Source organism: Sporosarcina sp. FSL K6-6792 (genome assembly GCF_038004885.1).
Taxonomy (GTDB): domain Bacteria; phylum Bacillota; class Bacilli; order Bacillales_A; family Planococcaceae; genus Sporosarcina; species Sporosarcina psychrophila.
This window is the reverse complement of the sequence record NZ_JBBOSA010000001.1, coordinates 2,545,773-2,563,702: the sequence shown is the minus strand read 5'-3', so window position 1 is coordinate 2,563,702 and position 17,930 is coordinate 2,545,773. Positions and strand designations below refer to the sequence as shown.

Genomic DNA, 17,930 nt, shown 5'->3' with positions numbered 1-17,930 from the left:
GGCGCCTTTCACTTTTCTTTATTGAGCTGGGTTTGCTTGTAAATCGATTGTGATTTTAATGTCGTCACCTACAAGAACGCCGCCTGCTTCAAGCGCTTGGTTCCATGTAAGACCGAATTCTTTTCTTGAAATTTTCCCTTCGACTTCGAAAGCAGCTACGTCTACGCCCCAAGGGTTTTTACCTGTACCTTCATACTCAGCTTCGAATGTAACTTTTTTCGTTACATCTTTAACTGTCATATCGCCAGTAACGTCATATTCGTTATCGCCTTTTTTTACGATATCTGTTGAAACGAATGTGATTGTCGGGAATGTTTCTGTATCGAAGAAATCAGCAGAACGAAGGTGGTTGTCACGATCGTCGCTATTTGTATGAATTGTTGTAGCGTCGATTGTGAAGTTGATGTTAGCACCCGTCAAATCTTCAGGATTCCCTTCGATTGTACCTTCTACGCCTGTAAAACGTCCTCTTACTTTAGAAACCATCATATGCTTAACTGAAAAACCAACACCTGTATGTGAAGCGTCTACTGTCCATTTTGTCATTGGAAAAACTTCCTCTCTGAATAAGTTATGTTCTTACTATATTCGATAAGTATCTTGAAGTCAAGGTATTTAATCGAATTTAATTTGAATAAGGTGAATAGTAAGACCTTTATTCTAATTAGTATTCCTTGTCAAAGTATAAGTTTGCAAGCATACTATTAAAGATGAAAAGCTTTAAATTGAAAGGATTGAATGTTGATGTCGAAACATCAATGGTATGAAGAACTTCAGAAAACAATTACAACAGGTACATTATTAATTGACGAGTCACTATGTAAATACACGATGACAAAACTTGGAGGAGCTGCAGACCTTCTTGTCATACCTGGAACAATAGATGAAACAGAGGCGACAGTACGTTACGCATATAAAAATAATATTCCATTATTATTACTCGGAAACGGGTCGAATATGGTCGTCAGGGATGGCGGTGTAAGAGGAATTGTCCTTCACTTGTCACAACTCAATACGATAAGGATTGAAGGATCACTTGTGCATGCCGAGGCGGGGGCACTAATCATTGACGTTTCAAAACGTGCGGCAGCGACTACACTGTCGGGTATCGAATTTGCCTGTGGAATTCCAGGCTCCATCGGGGGCGCAATGGCGATGAATGCCGGCGCGTATGGTGGGGAGATAAAAGATATAATTGTGCAGGCAACAGTGTTAACGAAAGCTGGAGAGCGGTTAGTTCTTTCAAAAGAACAACTTGAGCTCGGTTATAGGAAGAGTATTATATCGCAAGAGGGCTACTACGTTCTCTCGGCAGATTTCCAACTCGCACAAGGAGACCAGGGTGTTATTGATGGGAAGGTAGCAGACTTAACCTTCCAGCGTGAATCAAAGCAACCGCTTGAGTATCCATCGGCCGGAAGTGTGTTCAAACGACCACCGGGCTATTTTGCGGGCAAACTTATTCAAGACTGCGGTCTTCAGGGAAAAGGGCATGGCGGAGCAGAAGTTTCATTGAAGCATGCTGGTTTTATCGTCAATAAAAATAATGCGACCGCATCCGATTACATTCAGACAATTAACATGGTGAAAGCGGAAGTGAAAAAAGTATTCGGCGTTGAACTGGAACTTGAAGTGAAAATCGTCGGCGAAGAAATAACGGAATAGCAAAAAGCGGATGACCCATGATTGGGCTATCCGCTTTTTTGTTTTTTTAAGGAAACTATATGTTTTTTGACGTAGAGCAGTGTTTAGGCTCCAGGCATCAACCTCAACACAAAGTCGCGAATTTAGACTGTCTTCTTTGAGTTTCAGTCCTTTATTTAAAGGCAGAGATCGCCTTTTTCTCCAGCGTTTGTTGGGGTTAAAAGGCGACTTGCGCTTTTCTTATCATCTGGCGTTTTTACACGAGAGCAGTGCAGGGTCGGTAACCTGGTCGTCTGTAATGTGCACTTGGCACATTTTATTGTTACTCATGAATTTAAAAATCCCATTGTTGAAGTCAGTTCCAACTTCTTTGAAGAAAATACCTTCAAAGCGAACTTCTTTTGAAAGCGTGAAGTTGACGCGGAAACCGTTACTGTCTTCGACTAAGTAGGCACGTACGCCTTTTTCGAACATGCCGTCAATCTCGTCTCTGATGGCGCGATCGACAGAAACGACATGGAAGTCGACGAATGTGATTTCTCGTAACAATACGTTCATGAACGAACCTTTAGTAATCTCTTCCCATCTACTCTGAGCAGTTTGCCCAAGAATGATTTGGGTAATGTTATGTGTATGAGCTACTTCCTTAATAACTTTTGCGGAAGTACGTTTTTCATTATCCCGGATTATGAAATCTTCTACTTCAAGTTCTTCAGCGAGTTCTTTCCAACGATCGATATATTCGGATTTTTCCGCGTCAAATTCATCATAAGGAAGCGGGTCCACTGTTAAAATATACATTGGACAATCCATGATCGTTGCAATTTTATGTCCGCGCCTAATGAGACGCTCACCATTTGGACCGTAGTAGACACAAACGAGAATACTCTCGTCCATACGACCTTTTACTTTGCCCATGACGGTAGTCACCTCTTAATTATATTTTGGTTAGTCGAATTCATGTTAGAAGTTTAGTACTGATTGAAAACCAAACAATTATATATGAAAATGAACGATTTGACAAGATGCGAATGCTTCAAAGTGCTAAGAGTATGGTAATAGTGTATAATTTATTGTGTAATCTCTTTGAGCTTCCCCTAATACTATTATCTATAGCTCCCTATTATCCCGCCAGTCACGCTGAAGGTCAAGTTTGCCCAATATAATAATGAGTTTTACAAGTAATACATAATATGGATTGTGTATTTCTGTAGATTTTCAGGTGGTTTATTACAACTGTTTTAAAAGGTAAGAAGGTACAAATTTTTCTACATGGGCCGATGTCTAGACTTCAGACTTCCTTCCATTAGCCTCGGTCTGGCTGAAAAGGCTTAGTACGCCTTTATCTTCAAGATTACCAGTAGGGAGGATCCGAACTTAATCCCTTCTACTTATCGGGGCTAAACCGCGCCTTGCGCTTTTCTTAATCTGTTTAGTATTGGAGGTTTGCATTTGTTGGCGATAACGATAGCTATTTTTATCCCGTTTTTGGCTGCTCTACTCGTCCCGTTCATTTATAAGAGGGTGCGCAGTCGCAATATCGGGTGGTTTGTCATGTCCGTTCCACTCGTCCTATTCATATATCTTGCCAGTTTCATTCCCGCGATTGCAGGAGGGAAAACATATATACATACGATTAAATGGATTGATTCTGCTGGGATCAATTTTACGACGTATCTAGATGGTCTCAGTATGATTTTTGGCCTTTTAATTACTGGGGTAGGGAGCCTCGTAATTCTCTATTCCATATATTATTTGTCTGAACGCGAAGCATTAGGGCGTTTTTACGTTTATCTTTTGATGTTCATGGGCTCGATGCTTGGAGTAATATTCTCGGACAACTTAATGGTGCTATATGTTTTTTGGGAATTGACGAGTATTTCGTCGTTTCTTTTAATCGCATTTTGGTACCACCGCAAAAAGTCTAGGTATGGTGCACAAAAGTCAATGCTCATCACTGTATCTGGCGGAGTAGGGATGCTTGTTGGTTTTATCATGCTGCATACAATGACTGGGTCGTTCAGTGTGCGCGAAATCATTGCAACAATTGGTCAGTATACAAATGAAAGTTTGTTTTTACCGGCAATGCTACTCGTTTTGCTTGGTGCATTTACGAAGTCAGCCCAGTTTCCATTCCACATCTGGCTACCAGACGCCATGGAAGCGCCGACACCGGTTAGTGCTTATTTACATTCCGCGACAATGGTTAAGGCAGGTATTTACCTTGTCGCACGCTTCACACCTGTATTTGGTGGGGAAGCGGTGTGGTTTTATACAGTTACTGGCGTGGGGATATTTACATTGTTCTGGGGATCCGTCAATGCGGTGCGGCAAACGGATCTGAAGGCATTGCTCGCCTACTCAACAATTAGTCAACTGGGTCTGATCATGAGCCTCTTCGGACTTGGTTCAGCGGCGCTTAACGAAGGCTACAGCGCGGACTCAGTTATTTATACACAGGCGACATTTGCCGCTTTGTTCCATCTTATTAACCATTCAACGTTCAAAGGTGCTCTCTTTATGGTCGTTGGTATTGTCGATCATCAAGTTGGAACGCGAGATATCCGTAGACTTGGCGGACTGATGTCACTCATGCCCGTGACGTTTACAATCGCTGTTATCGGCAGTTTTTCGATGGCAGGATTACCGCCGTTTAACGGTTTCCTTAGTAAGGAAATGTTTTTCGATTCCGTACTGAATGTGCGTAATCTCGACATTTTCGCAATGGGGCCGCTGATGGGAAGCTTATTGCCTGTCGTTGCTTGGATTGCAAGCGTGTTGACATTCGTTTATAGCATGATTATCGTTTTTCAGACATTTCTTGGAAAACATCAACCGGACCGTCTTGATAGAAAAGCATTTGAAGCGCCAGTTGGGATGCTGATTGCTCCGTCGATTCTTGCACTGTTCGTTGTAGGTATTTTCTTCTTCCCGAATGTAGTCGGAAAGTATTTGTTAAAGCCTGCAATGGCTTCGGTTTTACCTCCGTTTGAAGGTGCGGAAGGCCTTGTCCCGCATATAACTGCTTGGCATGGTTTTAATGGAGCTATCATGATGACAATTGGTGTTATCGTAGTGGGCGCATTGCTATACTTCTTCCTTCGTTATTGGCGCGGGGTTTACTCGCTTGCACCGATGCGCTGGAATCTCGATTCCATGTATAACGGCTTGTTGACGCAGGCGGAGAAAGCTTCCTCTTTCTTGACTCGGACTTATATGACGGGATACCTTAGGGATTATCTTGCATATATATTTGTTTTTTTCATCCTAACTGTCGGTGGCGGCCTGTTATGGACCGGTGGGTTTTCAATCGATTTTTCTAACGATGCTCCCATCACGGTTAGCGAGTATATCATCATCTTCGTAATGATGGGTGCGAGTATTGCCATCATCTTTGTAAAATCACGTATGACGGCAATCCTGTTAAATGGTGTTCTCGGTTATTCAATTGCTATTCTCTTTGTCGTGTTCCGGGCACCGGATTTGGCTTTAACACAAATTATCGTAGAAACCGTGACGACTGCGTTATTCCTCTTATGTTTCTATTTCTTACCTGAATGGAGCAAGGAGAAATCGACAAGGTCATTAAAAGTTTTCAAAGGTATTATTGCCATTTCGGTAGGAACGGTTGTTACAGTTCTTGCACTCCTCGTACAAGGCAATAAGATGTTCGAGTCGATTTCAGTATACTTTGAAGATGCTTATGAGTTGGCGGGAGGAAAGAATATCGTCAATACGATATTGGGTGACTTCCGGGCATTCGATACGATGCTTGAAGTAGTTGTACTTTTTATCGCCGGAATTGGCGTGTTTACATTGATTAAACTGAAAGCCGGAAAGGGGGACGAGGACGTTGAAGATTAATGATGTCATTTTACAGACAGTAACGAAGATTGTTGTCTTCATCATTTTGACGTTCGGCGTGGAATTGTTCCTTTCCGGTCATAATAATCCGGGAGGTGGATTCATTGGTGGTCTCGTCCTATCTTCCGCGTTCGTTCTTCTCTATTTGGTGTTCGATATCGAAACAGTCCATAAGGGCATCCCATTCGATTTCAAGAAGATTGCAGCGTTTGGTGTATTGCTTGCAGTCGGAACGGGTTTAGGATCAGTTCTATTCGGTGCATCATTCCTTACACAGACGGCTAGTCATTTCAACTTGCCAGTGTTCGGGGAAACGGAATTAGCGACGGTCGTGCTGTTTGAGGCAGGGGTTGCACTGACTGTTGTCGGTGTTGTTGTAACGATTATTTTAAGTATTAGTGAGGATGTGTAGCTGTTGGAAACGTTAATAACGATACTCGTTGGAGTCCTTGTAACGGTCGCTGTCTACTTGCTGCTATCTAAAAGTCTAGTTCGGGTTATTTTAGGGACGGCAATCCTGTCGCATGCTGTGCATTTGCTATTAATGACGATGGGCGGCTTGAAAAAAGGAGCAGTCCCACTATTAGGTGAAAATGCGGAGAGCTACACGGATGCTCTTCCACAGGCACTTATCCTGACTGCAATAGTGATCAGTTTCGCAGTGACTTCCTTTTTACTGGTGCTTGCATATCGAACATACAAAGAGACTGGGTCGGACAATCTCGCTGCATTGAGAGGGTTCAAAGATGAATAATATTATAGTTATGCCAATGATTATACCTTTGTTAACAGGGATTTTACTTGTATTTCTCCGGCCTTATGTGAAAGTTCAACGGGGGTTCAGTCTTTTTTCAATCGTAGCAACCGTAGCGATCAGTGTTTATATTTTGAATATGATTCAGGCGGACGGTATTTTACGGCTCGATTTCGGGGGCTGGTTGCCACCCTATGGAATTTCATTTGTCGCAGATTCATTCTCTATGCTACTTGTATTGACGACAGCGATTGTAACAGGAATCCTTCTAATTTATGCGTTCTCGTCGATTGGTCGAGCGCATGAGAATATGTTCTTTTATCCGTTCGTTTTTTTCCTGATTGCGGGCGTTAATGGTTCATTTCTAACGGGTGACTTGTTCAACTTATTCGTCTGTTTTGAAGTTATGCTTCTATCTTCTTATGTGCTCATTACACTTGGAGGCAGGAAAGTTCAACTCGTCGAATCAATTAAATACATAACTATAAATGTACTGTCGTCGTGGTTTTTCCTCGTTGGAATCGCGTACTTATATGGTACGGTAGGTACGCTTAATATGGCACATCTATCAGTACGTATTGCAGAAGTCGGGCAAGGGCCGCTGTTGACAGTGATTAGCATTGTCTTCCTCATTGTATTTAGTTTGAAATCTGGACTACTTCTTTATTTCTGGTTGCCAGGGTCATACAGTGCACCACCGACAGTAGTTGCGGCTTTGTTCGGTGCTTTGCTTACGAAAGTCGGTATCTATGCAATGTTCCGCGTGTTTACGCTCATTTTTTATCACGAGCCTGGTGTTACACATTTGATGATTGGCATTATGGCGGGAATCACGATGATTGGCGGTAGTATTGGTGCAATCGCCTACAATGATATCCGGAAGATTGTGTCCTATAACGTCGTCATTGCAGTAGGGTTTATACTCGTTGGCCTTGCTGTCTCGACAGAAGTGGCGATTCAAGGGTCTATTTATTATCTTATCCATGACATGATTATTAAAGCTTTGTTATTCCTTATCGCAGGGACGATGATCTACTTAACTGGAACTGCAAGGATTGAAAATATGAGTGGGTTGATTCGCAACTATCCATTACTTGGGTGGCTGTTCTTCATCACAATGCTGTCACTTGCCGGAATTCCGCCGCTTAGCGGGTTCATCGGAAAGGTGTACGTTGGCCAAGGGGCGATTGAGGCGGGTGCGTTCGTCTTGCTTGCAATCGCGTTCCTATCAAGTATTTTCGTTTTGTATTCACTTCTGCGGATTTTCCTAAACTGCTTTTGGGGCGAAACGATTATCAATGAAGACGACGATGTACCGCTTAAAAAAGGGATGCTTATTCCACTCGTCCTGTTTGGTGTACTGACAATTGCGCTGGGAGTTGGAGCAGAGGCGCTTGCGCCATACGTTTCAGATGCAGCCCGAACACTGACAAATCCTGATATCTATATAGACGCGGTTTTGAATGATAACCGTTAATCGAAGAAAATCCCGTCCAATGACCGAAAAGAAGAGGTGAAGGCTAATGCCAGCCCAGTTACTGTTGAATTTATTTATAGCTCTGCTCTGGATGCTCTTAATCGATGAGGATGAGCTAAAGTTTACGACTTTCTTTGCCGGCTTCCTGGTTGGGATAGGAATCATATTTTTCATGCATAGATTTTTCGGCACGCAATTCTACTTGCGCCGTTTGTATGCGACATTCAAGCTACTGTTCATCTTCATATCCGAATTGACCAAATCGAGCGTAGTTGTATTGAAACAAATACTTAGCCCAAAGCTGAAAATTAAACCGGGTATTTTTAAATATGAAACAGTCTTAGAGAGTGATTCAGAAGTGACGATGCTGTCGTTGCTTTTGACGCTGACCCCGGGGTCTGTCGTCATGGAAGTGTCCCCTGAAGGAAATGTCCTGTTTATTCACGCGATGGACGTCGAACAATCTCGCGATGGACTTTTGATGCAACTGCATAACTTTGAAAGAGCAATCATGGAGGTGACCCGCTGATGATTCAAGCAATGCTGACGACTTCGCTCGTATTATTCTCAATAACGATTGCAATAGCTGTCATACGAATCATTCTCGGCCCCTCAATGCCGGACCGCGTTATCGGGCTCGATATGATTGGTGTAAACTTGATAGCTATGATAGCTGTAATTTCAGTGGTGATGAACACGAAAGCATTTTTAGAAGTCATTCTTATTTTGGGAATTCTATCGTTCATCGGTACAATTGCCTTCTCTAAATTCATCGAGAGGGGTGTTATCGTTGAACGTAAACACGATAGGTGAATTCGTAGGCGCATTTCTGATTTTAACAGGCGGAGTTGCGAGCGTAATCAGTGTCTTTGGATTGCTTCGGCTGCCTGATGTCTACACGAGGTCTCATGCTGCGACGAAAAGTTCGACGCTCGCTGTTTTGCTAACCTTGTCAGGTGCTTTTATTTACTTTTTGTTCAGTCAACATTTCGTAAGTGTACGCCTTCTTTTGGGAATTGTGTTCGTCTTTCTAACTGCACCGGTTGCCGGACATTTGATCGTCCGAGCGGCTTACCGGTCGAATGTGAAGTTAGCGGATATTTCTACTGAGGATGAATTATATGAGGTTTTGCATAAGGATAAAATAGAAGAGGATGGGACCGGCCGTTAGTGGCTGTCCTATCCTTTTTTTGTTGAGGGGATTTGGATGGATGATTGGTTGTGCAGTGTTAATGCTCGGTGTCGGGGATATATGATTGGTTGTGCAGCGTTAATGCTCGGTATCGCGGATATATGATTGGTTGTGCAGCGTTAATGCTCGGTATCGCGGATATATGATTGGTTGTGTTTCGTTAATGCTCGGTGTCAGGGATATATGATCGGTTGTGGTGCGTTAATGCTCGGAGTCGGGGATATATGATCGGTTGTGCTGTGTTAATGCTCGGAGTCGGGGATATATGATTGGTAGTGCTGTGTTAATGCTCGGTATGGCGGATATATGATTGGTTGTGGTGCGTTAATGCTCGGTGTCGGGGATATATGATTGGTTGTGGTGCGTTAATGCTCGGTGTCGGGGATATATGATCGGTTGTGGTGCGTTAATGCTCGGTATCGCGGATATATGATTGGTTGTGGTGCGTTAATGCTCGGTGTCGGGGATATATGATCGGTTGTGCTGTGTTAATGCTCGGTGTCGGGGATATATGATCGGTTGTGCTGCGTTAATGAATGTAGTATAGAAAGTGGACACAATCCAATGAGCGTGTTTGGATGGAGAGAACAAACTAACTGAATGGAGCGTGTCCATTATGAAGAAACGAATAGATAATCAGCTGAAAGAGCATTTGATCAAGCTGGTGGTGGAAGACGGAAGAAAACAGATTGAAATTTCACGGGAGATGGATGTGCCTGTTAGTACCTTGCGAAAGTGGGTAAGTCAACATCGAAAAGAACTGGAAGGAAAACGTAATGGGGAAGAATTTGTAACCTCTACCGAGCGGCTAAGGCAGCAACGAGCGCTTGAAAAAGAAATCCAGGAACTGAAGGAAGAGAATGAAATCTTAAAAAAAGCCATGCACATCTTTTCAAAAAACCTGCAGTGATCTATTCATTTATTGAAAAGCACCGGGAAGAATACCGCGTGAATAGGATGTGCGAAGTTCTAAAGGTTTCAAAGAGCGGCTACTATAAATGGCGAGAAAAAGTACAAAGTGCCTCGCAGAAGAAAAAAGAAGGGGCATTAAAGTTAATCAAACAAATTTTTTACGAGAATCGGGAGGTCTATGGAAGCCCCCGAATCCAACGGATTCTGAAGAAACAAGGGGTACCACTTTCAGAGAAGACTGTCTCAAACTATATGAGAGAGCTGAGCTTATGCGCTACAGTGCCTTTTCACTATACGGTGACAACTCAATCTAATCATGAACATCCGATTTATCCTAATTTGTTAAAACGAAACTTCCATGCGGATCATCCCAATCAAGTGTGGGTCGTGGATATCACCTATATCTGGACAAGTCAGGGGTGGCTATACCTGGCTACGGTGATGGATTTATTCTCTCGTAAGATCATTGGTTTTAACTTAGCGAACACCTTATCCACGCAGCTGCCTCAACTGGCGCTGGAGCGTGCTTTTCATTTCCGTTCCCCAGAAGAAGGGTTGATTCACCATTCAGATCAGGGCTCCCAGTATGCGTCTGTTGCTTATACTGGACTGCTTAAAGAGAAGCAGTGCCAAATCAGCATGAGTCGTAGAGGTGACTGTTACGACAATGCGTGTATTGAATCCTTCCATGCGACAATCAAGAAGGAACTGATTTACCGAATGAAGTTCAAGACACGAAAGGAAGCAGAGACGGCAGTGTTGGATTACATCATCTCGTTTTATAACGAGAAACGCATCCATTCCACGTTAGACTATGTCTCCCCTAATTTTTTCGAGTTACAGTATCAAGAATTGAAAGAGAAAAATGCCCAGAAACCACTCACAACTTTCGTGGAAGAGCAGTTGGCTTTTTAACTGCTCTTCCACGAAAGTACAGCAAGCGCAGCGCGGTAGGCTTTTTAAAATAACTGCTCATTAATTCATGTCCACTTTCTTGACAGAATACCATTAATGCTCGGTGTCGGGGATATATGATTGGTAGTGATGCGTTAATGCTCGGTTGTGTCGAGTTACCACTTTTGCCCTAAGGTTAGTTTGGAGAAAGAAGGAATATAAATGAAATAGTAGAATACCATTAAGGGAGATAGGGAAGGTGTGTGAAGTAGTGAGACAGGGGAAACGGATGGGGAAATGGCCAAAAATTATGTTGTCGGTGTTTGGATCAATTATAGTTTTGGCTATTGTGGTACTACTTATTGTAAATAGTTACATAGCGAAGTCGAAACCGTTTATTGATGGAGAAGTAAGTGTGGAAATTCTAGATGAAGATGTGACAATCGTCCGGGATGAGTTTGGCGTACCGCATATAACGGCGGAATCGGATGCGGATTTGTATAGGACTCAAGGCTATGTGCAAGCCCAAGACCGTTTATTCCAAATGGATATGGCTCGTAGGCAAGCGAGTGGTCGATTATCCGAAGTAGTTGGGGAAGTGGCTGTTGGAACGGATAAGAAATTCCGTACATTTAGTTTGCGCTCGGCGGCCGAAGCGTCTTATGACGGCTATGGTGAGGAAGGGAAAAAGGTGCTCAGCTGGTATGCGGAAGGAGTCAATGCATTTATTGAGGAGGCGGAGCGAGATGGGAAGTTTTCGTATGAATTCAAGGTCCTGGGCTACACGCCTGAACCATGGACAGAAATCGATTCGCTGACGATAGGTAAGTATATGGCTTATGACCTCGGCGGAAACTGGGATAGTTTAGCGGTCAGGCATTGGGCGTTGAATAATTTCTCGGAAGAATTAGCACGGGAGTTGTTCACCGTTTATCCGGAAAATGCGTCTTCTATTATTGAGGCTAACATTGCGAATCCGGTCGCTGTGGCTGGTCAGTTCGACCCTGATCTTGTGCCGCCTGAATTCAACGGTAGTAACAACTGGGTCGTGTCGGGGGATAAAACGGCTTCAGGTTTACCGCTTCTAGCAGATGATCCGCATCTCGGGCTTGATACGCCGGCGATCTGGTATCAAATGCATTTGCAATCACCAGAACAAAACGTTAGCGGTGTTATTTTTGCAGGGATTCCAGGAATTATTCTTGGGCATAATGACGACGTTGCATGGGGTGTGACGAACGTTGGACCTGATGTGCAAGATCTATATATCGAAACTCCAAATCCGGAAGATCGGACACAATTTCTCTATGATGGAGAATGGGAACAGGCTGAGGTAAGAGATGAAACGATTTCTGTAAAAGGCGAGGAGGATGTACCGTTTGAAGTAATGCTTACGCGACATGGCCCGATTATTTCGGACATTCTTTACAAAGATGAAGATCCAAACGCGCTGTTTTCAATGCAATGGACAGCACTGGAACCGACAAAAGAACTCGAAGCGATTATGAAGATGAACAAAGCTTCCAATTGGGAAAGTTTTGAGATGGCTTTGGGAGACTTCCATGCACCAGCACAGAACTTTGTGTTTGCGGCGAATGACGGCACTATTGCTTATAAAGCGAACGGTCGTATTCCTATCAGGAAACAAGGGGATGCGCAATTGCCTGTACCAGGCGACTCTTCCGATTATGGCTGGACGGGCTACATCCCATATGATGAATTACCGCGTGTCGTGAATCCTAAAGAAGGGTTTATTGCCACAGCAAATAACCAAGTTGTAGATGAATCTTATCCTTATCACATTACAAAACTTTGGGCACAGCCTTATCGCTATGAACGAATAGCGGAAGTGCTTCGGGAAGGAGATAATTTCACGGCAGAAGATATGATGAAATTGCAGATGGATCAGAAGAACCTATACGCTCGTGAGTTTTTGGACGATATGATTGGTTCAATTGAAACGAAAGACGCCGCTGTCGGGAAGTACAAAGAGATTGTAAAAATGCTTCGCGAGTGGGATCAATATGATTCTGCAGACGCGGCGGCACCACTTGTCTTTCATAAATGGATGAAACAATTGCCAATTGGCATGCTCGGTGCAACGATGCCTGAGGACGTTTATGAGCTTCTACCGGCGAAAGGGACAATTACCGACAAAATGTTGCGCGACGCTTATGCGGGTGAACCAGGGGCCTGGGTGGAAGAGTATGGCGGTGTTGATAAGTGGGTCTTCGATTCATTTGTAAAATCAATCGAAGAGATTGAAGGATTGTTCGGTGATAAAATCGCGGATTGGCAATGGGGAGATTTCCATCAGTTGGAGTTTCCGCACGCTCTATCAGGCGCATCTCCAATTTTTGAGTATTTCTTGAATCCGAAGAAACAGGCAATTGGTGGTTCGAATGTTACAGTTCAGGCGGCAGCATTTCAGGCAGATGGTACTGTAAATCACGGTGCACCTTGGCGCTTTGTTGCCGATTTGTCCGATTTATCGAAAGCGAATCATATTGTAGGGCCGGGTCAAAGTGGCCACATAAAATCGCAATGGTTCCACGATCAAGCAGATGACTGGGTGAATGGTAATTACCATGAAACTGTTTTGGATGGGGACATTAAAGAAGGATATACGTTGAAGTTAAAAGCGGAGCGCTAATGCGCCCCGTTTTTAATTTGGTGAAACTTTGGAAACGCGGGTAAACCGATGCATTATCTTATCCACCGCTAAGAGCCTCTGTTATTTAACAATCAAAACCGGTGCTGTCACACGTTTTGCTACTTTATGACTCACACTGCCTAGCACCATTTCCTGAAAAGTATTCAGGCCACGGCTACCGAGAACGACAAGATCGAATTCACCACTATTGGCAAAATTAACGATGATTGGTCCAGGGTCACCGTGTTTGATGACAAGCTTAAAGGGGATTTGAAACTGCTCGAAAGCCTCCTCGATGGGCATGAGTCGCTTCTTGCGATCGATATGGAGATCATCACTGCTAGCATTATCAAGTACATCTGAACGTGTTCGGTCAAACTCAAGGATATAAAGGATTTCAACGACCACTCCTTGGCATAACGAGGCAAGTTGAGCGGCATGTTTGGCTGCGCGGTGCGAGTTTACTGAGCCGTCGACCGCGACTAGTATTCGGTTATACATCGGAATCCCTACTTTCGTATGTCTGACATGTAAAGTTACATTGTTAGTAAGTATAAGTGTTCTACACCTATCTGTTAAACCCTTCTTTTGAGTAATTAATTAAATGGGAAATATACATTCAAAGCACCGTTTGATTAGCCTTGCAATTGCAAGAGGAATTACATATACTAAAGTTAATCAAACAACCATTTGAATGAGGTGTAAATATGACGGTAAAAGAAGTTTGTGAAGTGACAACGGTTCATGAAGAAGTTGTGAATCGGGTACAGAAGGCGCTCCCTGATGTGGGTGCGGCTGTTGCGATATTTAAGGCATTGGCGGATGAAACCAGATTAAAAATTGCTTTTTCGCTGACACTAGAAGAAGAAATGTGTGTATGTGACGTTGCGGCAGTGATTGGTTCTTCCGTTGCGACAGCTTCCCATCACTTACGTTATTTGCGCGAACAAGCACTTGCTAAATCAAGGAGAAAAGGGAAGATGGTTTACTATTCGCTCGCAGACGATCACGTCCACCAACTTGTGAAAGTCGCACACGAGCATACGATAGAGGGTGTTGAGCATGGCAACGGTTGAGAAAAAAGAATATAGGTTGGAGAATCTAACATGTGCCAGTTGTGCGATGAAGTTTGAAAAAAACGTTAAAAACCTACCTTCTATTGAGGATGTACAAGTGAATTTCGGCGCATCAAAATTGGCGTTTAGTGGAAGTGCAACGATTGAAGACCTCGAAGCAGCTGGTGCTTTTGACGGCATTAAAGTTGTCCCACTTCAGAATAAGAAGATTGAGCCGAAAACGTCTTTCTTTAAACGGAAAGAAAATCTCGTTACCCTTTTTTCATTGCTGTTCTTACTAATAGGGATGTATGTGTCATTTCGTTACGCTGAAACACATCCTGCAGCGATTGCCCTATTTGCAATTGCCATTGTAATTGGTGGAACAAGCATATTCAAAACAGGATTGCGAAATTTGGTCCGTTTCGAATTCGATATGAAAACGCTGATGACGATTGCTATTATTGGAGCTGCAATTATTGGGGAATGGCGTGAAGGTGCGGTTGTCGTCTTCCTGTTTGCGGTTAGTGAAGCGTTAGAAGCCTATTCAATGAATAAAGCACGACAGTCCATCCGACAATTGATGGATATTGCACCGCCTTCCGCCCTCATAAAACGTGGGGAAGCGTTTATGGAACTTCCGACTGAAGAAATCATCGTCGGCGATATTCTAATCGTAAAACCGGGTCAGAAAATCGCTATGGACGGTGCTGTTCTAATGGGTTCATCTACGGTCAATCAAGCAGCGATTACAGGGGAATCCATCCCTGTCCAAAAAAAATCTGGTGATAATGTATTCGCGGGCACACTTAATGAAGAGGGTGCACTTGAAGTAACGGTTACAAAGCTTGTCGGCGATACAACAATTGCGAAAATCATCCATCTCGTAGAAGATGCGCAGGCAGAAAAAGCACCATCTCAAAAGTTCGTTGATAAATTCGCGAAATACTACACGCCTGCAATCATCGTGATTGCAATTCTTGTGGCCATAATACCGCCATTACTTGGTGGCGATTGGAATGCGTGGATCTACCAAGGTCTTGCTGTACTCGTCGTCGGTTGTCCGTGTGCACTTGTTGTCTCTACACCAGTTGCGATTGTCACAGCGATTGGTAACGCGGCACGTCAAGGCGTGCTGATTAAAGGCGGTATCCACCTCGAAGAAACAGGAAGACTTGACGTTATTGCGTTCGATAAAACCGGAACGTTAACGAAAGGGTATCCGGAAGTAACGGATTTCATCGTAGGTAAAGAAATCGCTCAAGGGCAATTATTAAGTTCAATCGCAGCAGTCGAGTCAATGTCACAGCATCCGCTTGCAAAAGCGGTTGTCGATTACGCGCATCAACATGGTGCGCAGAAAGTCGCTGTGTCCAATTTTCAATCGGTTACGGGAAAGGGCGCTTATGCTGAAATTGATGGCATGACGACTTATATTGGCAGCCTAAGCTGGGCACAAGAACTTTCTTCATTACCAGAAGACATATTACAGCAAGCGGCATCCCTTCAACGACAAGGAAAGTCTGTCATGGCGATTGTCACGGGTACTGATTTTAGCGGACTGCTAGCCGTGGCGGATCCCATACGGGCGGAAAGTCGTGACGTCCTTGAACAACTGAAAAGTATAGGTATCCGTCATACAGTCATGCTGACAGGCGATCACCAAGTAACGGCAGAAGCAATTGCTGCTGAGCTCGGTGTTACGGATGTACGCGCCGGACTAATGCCGGAAGACAAATTAACAGCGATTAAACAATTGAGCGACCAATATGGCCGTGTTGCCATGGTTGGTGATGGCATCAATGACGCGCCTGCCTTAGCTGCAGCTTCAGTTGGTATAGCAATGGGTGGAGCGGGAACGGACGCTGCATTGGAAACAGCAGATATTGCCCTAATGGCAGATGATTTAGGGAAATTACCTTATACAATGAAATTAAGCCGAAAAACATTGCGAATCATCAAAGAAAACATTATGTTTGCATTAGGCTTAAAAATTATAGCATTGCTTCTTATCATTCCCGGTTGGCTGACATTATGGATTGCCATCTTCGCGGATATGGGTGCCACGCTACTCGTCGTGCTGAACTCGTTGCGGTTGCTACGCGTTCATAAGTAAGTAGTTTCTATACGGAGGCGAATTCTAATGTATTTACAAGAGTGGACAATGGAAGAGCAGGAGCAACTTATTCATTTCATGACAACTAATACGTGGCCTTACCACGGTAACTCTGATCCGGGACGTCATTTGATTGAAAAAACAATCGAAGAGGGCGGCTATGAGTCGGATGAAGTGAAAACGTTTTGGGTGGAAAATGACGCCGGAGAAAAAGTAGGAATCGTAAAAATTTACGACTTGCAAGATGAAATTCCGTTGTTCGATTTACGTATTGCAGATATGTCGAGGGGGAATGGCTACGGCCCGAAGGCGCTTCGACTTGTCGCAGAATATGTATTTGGATTGCCAGGCAAGAAAATTCGTCTCGAAGGTCATACTAGACAAGATAATCTTGCGATGCGAAAAACGTTCGAACGTGCAGGCTTTGTCAAGGAAGCACATCTTCGGAAAGCTTGGTTTTCGCCTAAAGAACACTCCTATTATGATGCAGTGACCTATGGTATTACGCGGGAAGATTTCATGGCGGGAACGACAACGCCTGTGATTTGGGAAGACGGAGAGAAGTCACGAGGTTCTGCGGCATCCCCTCGTATCCCGGATTTCGCGGAGTCATTCGAATCAGAACGGCTTGTCATTCGGGCTCCTGAACTTGGCGATGCAACAGATGCTTGGAATGCGATTAGGGCTTCATTACCTGCGCTTCGCAAGTGGATGCCATGGGCGCAACCGGAACCAGAGCTGCATATGACAGAAGAAAGCTTGCGAAAAGCAGTTGCAAATTTCATCACAAGACAAGACCTGCGCTTCCATGTTTACCATAAAGAAACCGGGAAGTTTGTCGGTTCATCGGGACTACATCGAATCGATTGGTCGATTCCGAAATTCGAGATTGGCTACTGGCTAGCTACAGAATTTGAAGGCCAGGGCTATATGACGGAAGCTGTTAAACATATTGAAAAATTTGCCTTCGAAAAGCTTGGAGCGCGCAGAGTGGAAATTCGTTGTGATGAAGAAAACATGAAAAGTCGTAGCGTCGCAGAACGTGCAGGGTTCACCCTCGAAGGAGTTTTGAAACAAGATTCCTTATCACCCGATGGTAATGTTTTACGAAATACATGCATCTATGCGAAAATAGACTAAAGAAATGCGGAAGGCGCCGTCTAGCTCCGAAAAGCGCTGGAGGTCTTGCAGAAAAAGGCGTACTTTGCCTTTATCTGCAAGAATGAAGCGACTCGAGGGGCTGGCGCCTGAAGCTAGACAAGAAAAGCGAAAGCGGCCTGCATAGACGCGACAGGCATAAGACGGACCGGTGACGCGGTGCTTTCCCGCACAGCTGGTCTGGCTTATGACCCGAGCGTCTGGCCGCTGT

At 44.0% G+C, this 17,930-nt stretch carries 15 protein-coding genes and 1 pseudogene; 13 read left to right on the top strand and 3 right to left on the bottom strand.

Annotated features, from left to right (window positions below):
• Positions 1-18: 18 nt before the first annotated feature.
• The gene (locus MKZ26_RS12480) at positions 19-546 is read right to left on the bottom strand and encodes a YceI family protein (RefSeq protein ID WP_067205190.1); all 528 of its coding nucleotides are present in this window, start codon (positions 544-546) and stop codon (positions 19-21) included.
• A gap of 198 nt (positions 547-744) precedes the next feature.
• Here MKZ26_RS12480 and murB point away from each other — a divergent pair, with 198 nt between their 5' ends.
• A complete protein-coding gene (murB, locus tag MKZ26_RS12475; RefSeq protein WP_340766381.1) occupies positions 745-1,665 on the top strand; it encodes a UDP-N-acetylmuramate dehydrogenase in 921 nt (306 codons plus the stop codon).
• A 222-nt stretch (positions 1,666-1,887) separates the two neighbouring features.
• On the opposite strand, the gene MKZ26_RS12470 is transcribed toward murB, so the two are convergent.
• Positions 1,888-2,562, bottom strand: coding sequence for a histidine kinase (locus MKZ26_RS12470; protein WP_067205195.1), 675 nt, complete (start codon positions 2,560-2,562; stop codon positions 1,888-1,890).
• A 534-nt stretch (positions 2,563-3,096) separates the two neighbouring features.
• Between MKZ26_RS12470 and MKZ26_RS12465 the strand changes: the two genes are divergently transcribed.
• The 9 genes and pseudogenes from MKZ26_RS12465 to MKZ26_RS12420 all read left to right on the top strand — a co-directional run bounded on the left by MKZ26_RS12465 (position 3,097) and on the right by MKZ26_RS12420 (position 13,390).
• Positions 3,097-5,508 (top strand): Na+/H+ antiporter subunit A, encoded by a 2,412-nt coding sequence (locus MKZ26_RS12465; protein WP_340766380.1) that lies wholly within the window; start codon positions 3,097-3,099, stop codon positions 5,506-5,508.
• Positions 5,498-5,920 carry a Na(+)/H(+) antiporter subunit B gene (locus MKZ26_RS12460; RefSeq protein ID WP_067205198.1) on the top strand — a complete coding sequence of 141 codons (423 nt, stop codon included), beginning with the start codon at positions 5,498-5,500 and terminating at the stop codon, positions 5,918-5,920. Before MKZ26_RS12465 ends, MKZ26_RS12460 begins: the two co-directional genes overlap by 11 nt.
• Before the next feature lie 3 nt (positions 5,921-5,923).
• Positions 5,924-6,262, top strand: coding sequence for a Na(+)/H(+) antiporter subunit C (locus MKZ26_RS12455; protein ID WP_067205202.1), 339 nt, complete (start codon positions 5,924-5,926; stop codon positions 6,260-6,262).
• Entirely contained in the window at positions 6,255-7,739 is a 1,485-nt protein-coding gene (locus MKZ26_RS12450; RefSeq protein ID WP_340766379.1) for a Na+/H+ antiporter subunit D, read from the top strand. Before MKZ26_RS12455 ends, MKZ26_RS12450 begins: the two co-directional genes overlap by 8 nt.
• A 46-nt stretch (positions 7,740-7,785) precedes the next feature.
• Positions 7,786-8,268: a Na+/H+ antiporter subunit E gene (locus MKZ26_RS12445; protein WP_067205208.1), complete on the top strand. Its 483-nt coding sequence runs from the start codon at positions 7,786-7,788 to the stop codon at positions 8,266-8,268.
• A complete protein-coding gene (locus MKZ26_RS12440) occupies positions 8,268-8,552 on the top strand; it encodes a Na(+)/H(+) antiporter subunit F1 (protein ID WP_067205211.1) in 285 nt (94 codons plus the stop codon). Before MKZ26_RS12445 ends, MKZ26_RS12440 begins: the two co-directional genes overlap by 1 nt.
• Positions 8,530-8,910 carry a Na+/H+ antiporter subunit G gene (locus tag MKZ26_RS12435; protein WP_067205214.1) on the top strand — a complete coding sequence of 127 codons (381 nt, stop codon included), beginning with the start codon at positions 8,530-8,532 and terminating at the stop codon, positions 8,908-8,910. Before MKZ26_RS12440 ends, MKZ26_RS12435 begins: the two co-directional genes overlap by 23 nt.
• Positions 8,911-9,547: 637 nt before the next feature.
• Positions 9,548-10,758, top strand: a pseudogene (locus MKZ26_RS12425) (IS3 family transposase).
• A 268-nt stretch (positions 10,759-11,026) separates the two neighbouring features.
• The gene (locus tag MKZ26_RS12420) at positions 11,027-13,390 is read left to right on the top strand and encodes a penicillin acylase family protein (RefSeq protein ID WP_340767653.1); all 2,364 of its coding nucleotides are present in this window, start codon (positions 11,027-11,029) and stop codon (positions 13,388-13,390) included.
• Positions 13,391-13,471: 81 nt separating this feature from the next.
• On the opposite strand, the gene MKZ26_RS12415 is transcribed toward MKZ26_RS12420, so the two are convergent.
• Entirely contained in the window at positions 13,472-13,891 is a 420-nt protein-coding gene (locus tag MKZ26_RS12415) for a universal stress protein (RefSeq protein ID WP_340766378.1), read from the bottom strand.
• A 206-nt stretch (positions 13,892-14,097) separates the two neighbouring features.
• Here MKZ26_RS12415 and MKZ26_RS12410 point away from each other — a divergent pair, with 206 nt between their 5' ends.
• The 3 genes from MKZ26_RS12410 to MKZ26_RS12400 are packed head-to-tail and all read left to right on the top strand — an operon-like array spanning position 14,098 to position 17,701.
• Positions 14,098-14,466: an ArsR/SmtB family transcription factor gene (locus MKZ26_RS12410; RefSeq protein WP_067205220.1), complete on the top strand. Its 369-nt coding sequence runs from the start codon at positions 14,098-14,100 to the stop codon at positions 14,464-14,466.
• Positions 14,453-16,561 (top strand): heavy metal translocating P-type ATPase, encoded by a 2,109-nt coding sequence (locus MKZ26_RS12405; RefSeq protein WP_340766377.1) that lies wholly within the window; start codon positions 14,453-14,455, stop codon positions 16,559-16,561. Before MKZ26_RS12410 ends, MKZ26_RS12405 begins: the two co-directional genes overlap by 14 nt.
• Positions 16,562-16,588: 27 nt before the next feature.
• Positions 16,589-17,701 carry a GNAT family N-acetyltransferase gene (locus MKZ26_RS12400; RefSeq protein WP_340766376.1) on the top strand — a complete coding sequence of 371 codons (1,113 nt, stop codon included), beginning with the start codon at positions 16,589-16,591 and terminating at the stop codon, positions 17,699-17,701.
• Positions 17,702-17,930 lie beyond the last annotated feature (229 nt).

What these genes read in the sequence shown, in the direction of transcription:
- MKZ26_RS12480 (WP_067205190.1), bottom strand. Translation starts at nt 546, where the DNA reads ATGACAAAATGGACAGTAGACGCTTCACATACAGGTGTTGGTTTTTCA.
- murB (WP_340766381.1), top strand. Translation starts at nt 745, where the DNA reads ATGTCGAAACATCAATGGTATGAAGAACTTCAGAAAACAATTACAACA.
- MKZ26_RS12470 (WP_067205195.1), bottom strand. Translation starts at nt 2,562, where the DNA reads ATGGGCAAAGTAAAAGGTCGTATGGACGAGAGTATTCTCGTTTGTGTC.
- MKZ26_RS12450 (WP_340766379.1), top strand. Translation starts at nt 6,255, where the DNA reads ATGAATAATATTATAGTTATGCCAATGATTATACCTTTGTTAACAGGG.
- MKZ26_RS12445 (WP_067205208.1), top strand. Translation starts at nt 7,786, where the DNA reads ATGCCAGCCCAGTTACTGTTGAATTTATTTATAGCTCTGCTCTGGATG.
- MKZ26_RS12440 (WP_067205211.1), top strand. Translation starts at nt 8,268, where the DNA reads ATGATTCAAGCAATGCTGACGACTTCGCTCGTATTATTCTCAATAACG.
- MKZ26_RS12420 (WP_340767653.1), top strand. Translation starts at nt 11,027, where the DNA reads ATGGGGAAATGGCCAAAAATTATGTTGTCGGTGTTTGGATCAATTATA.
- MKZ26_RS12415 (WP_340766378.1), bottom strand. Translation starts at nt 13,891, where the DNA reads ATGTATAACCGAATACTAGTCGCGGTCGACGGCTCAGTAAACTCGCAC.
- MKZ26_RS12410 (WP_067205220.1), top strand. Translation starts at nt 14,098, where the DNA reads ATGACGGTAAAAGAAGTTTGTGAAGTGACAACGGTTCATGAAGAAGTT.
- MKZ26_RS12405 (WP_340766377.1), top strand. Translation starts at nt 14,453, where the DNA reads ATGGCAACGGTTGAGAAAAAAGAATATAGGTTGGAGAATCTAACATGT.
- MKZ26_RS12400 (WP_340766376.1), top strand. Translation starts at nt 16,589, where the DNA reads ATGTATTTACAAGAGTGGACAATGGAAGAGCAGGAGCAACTTATTCAT.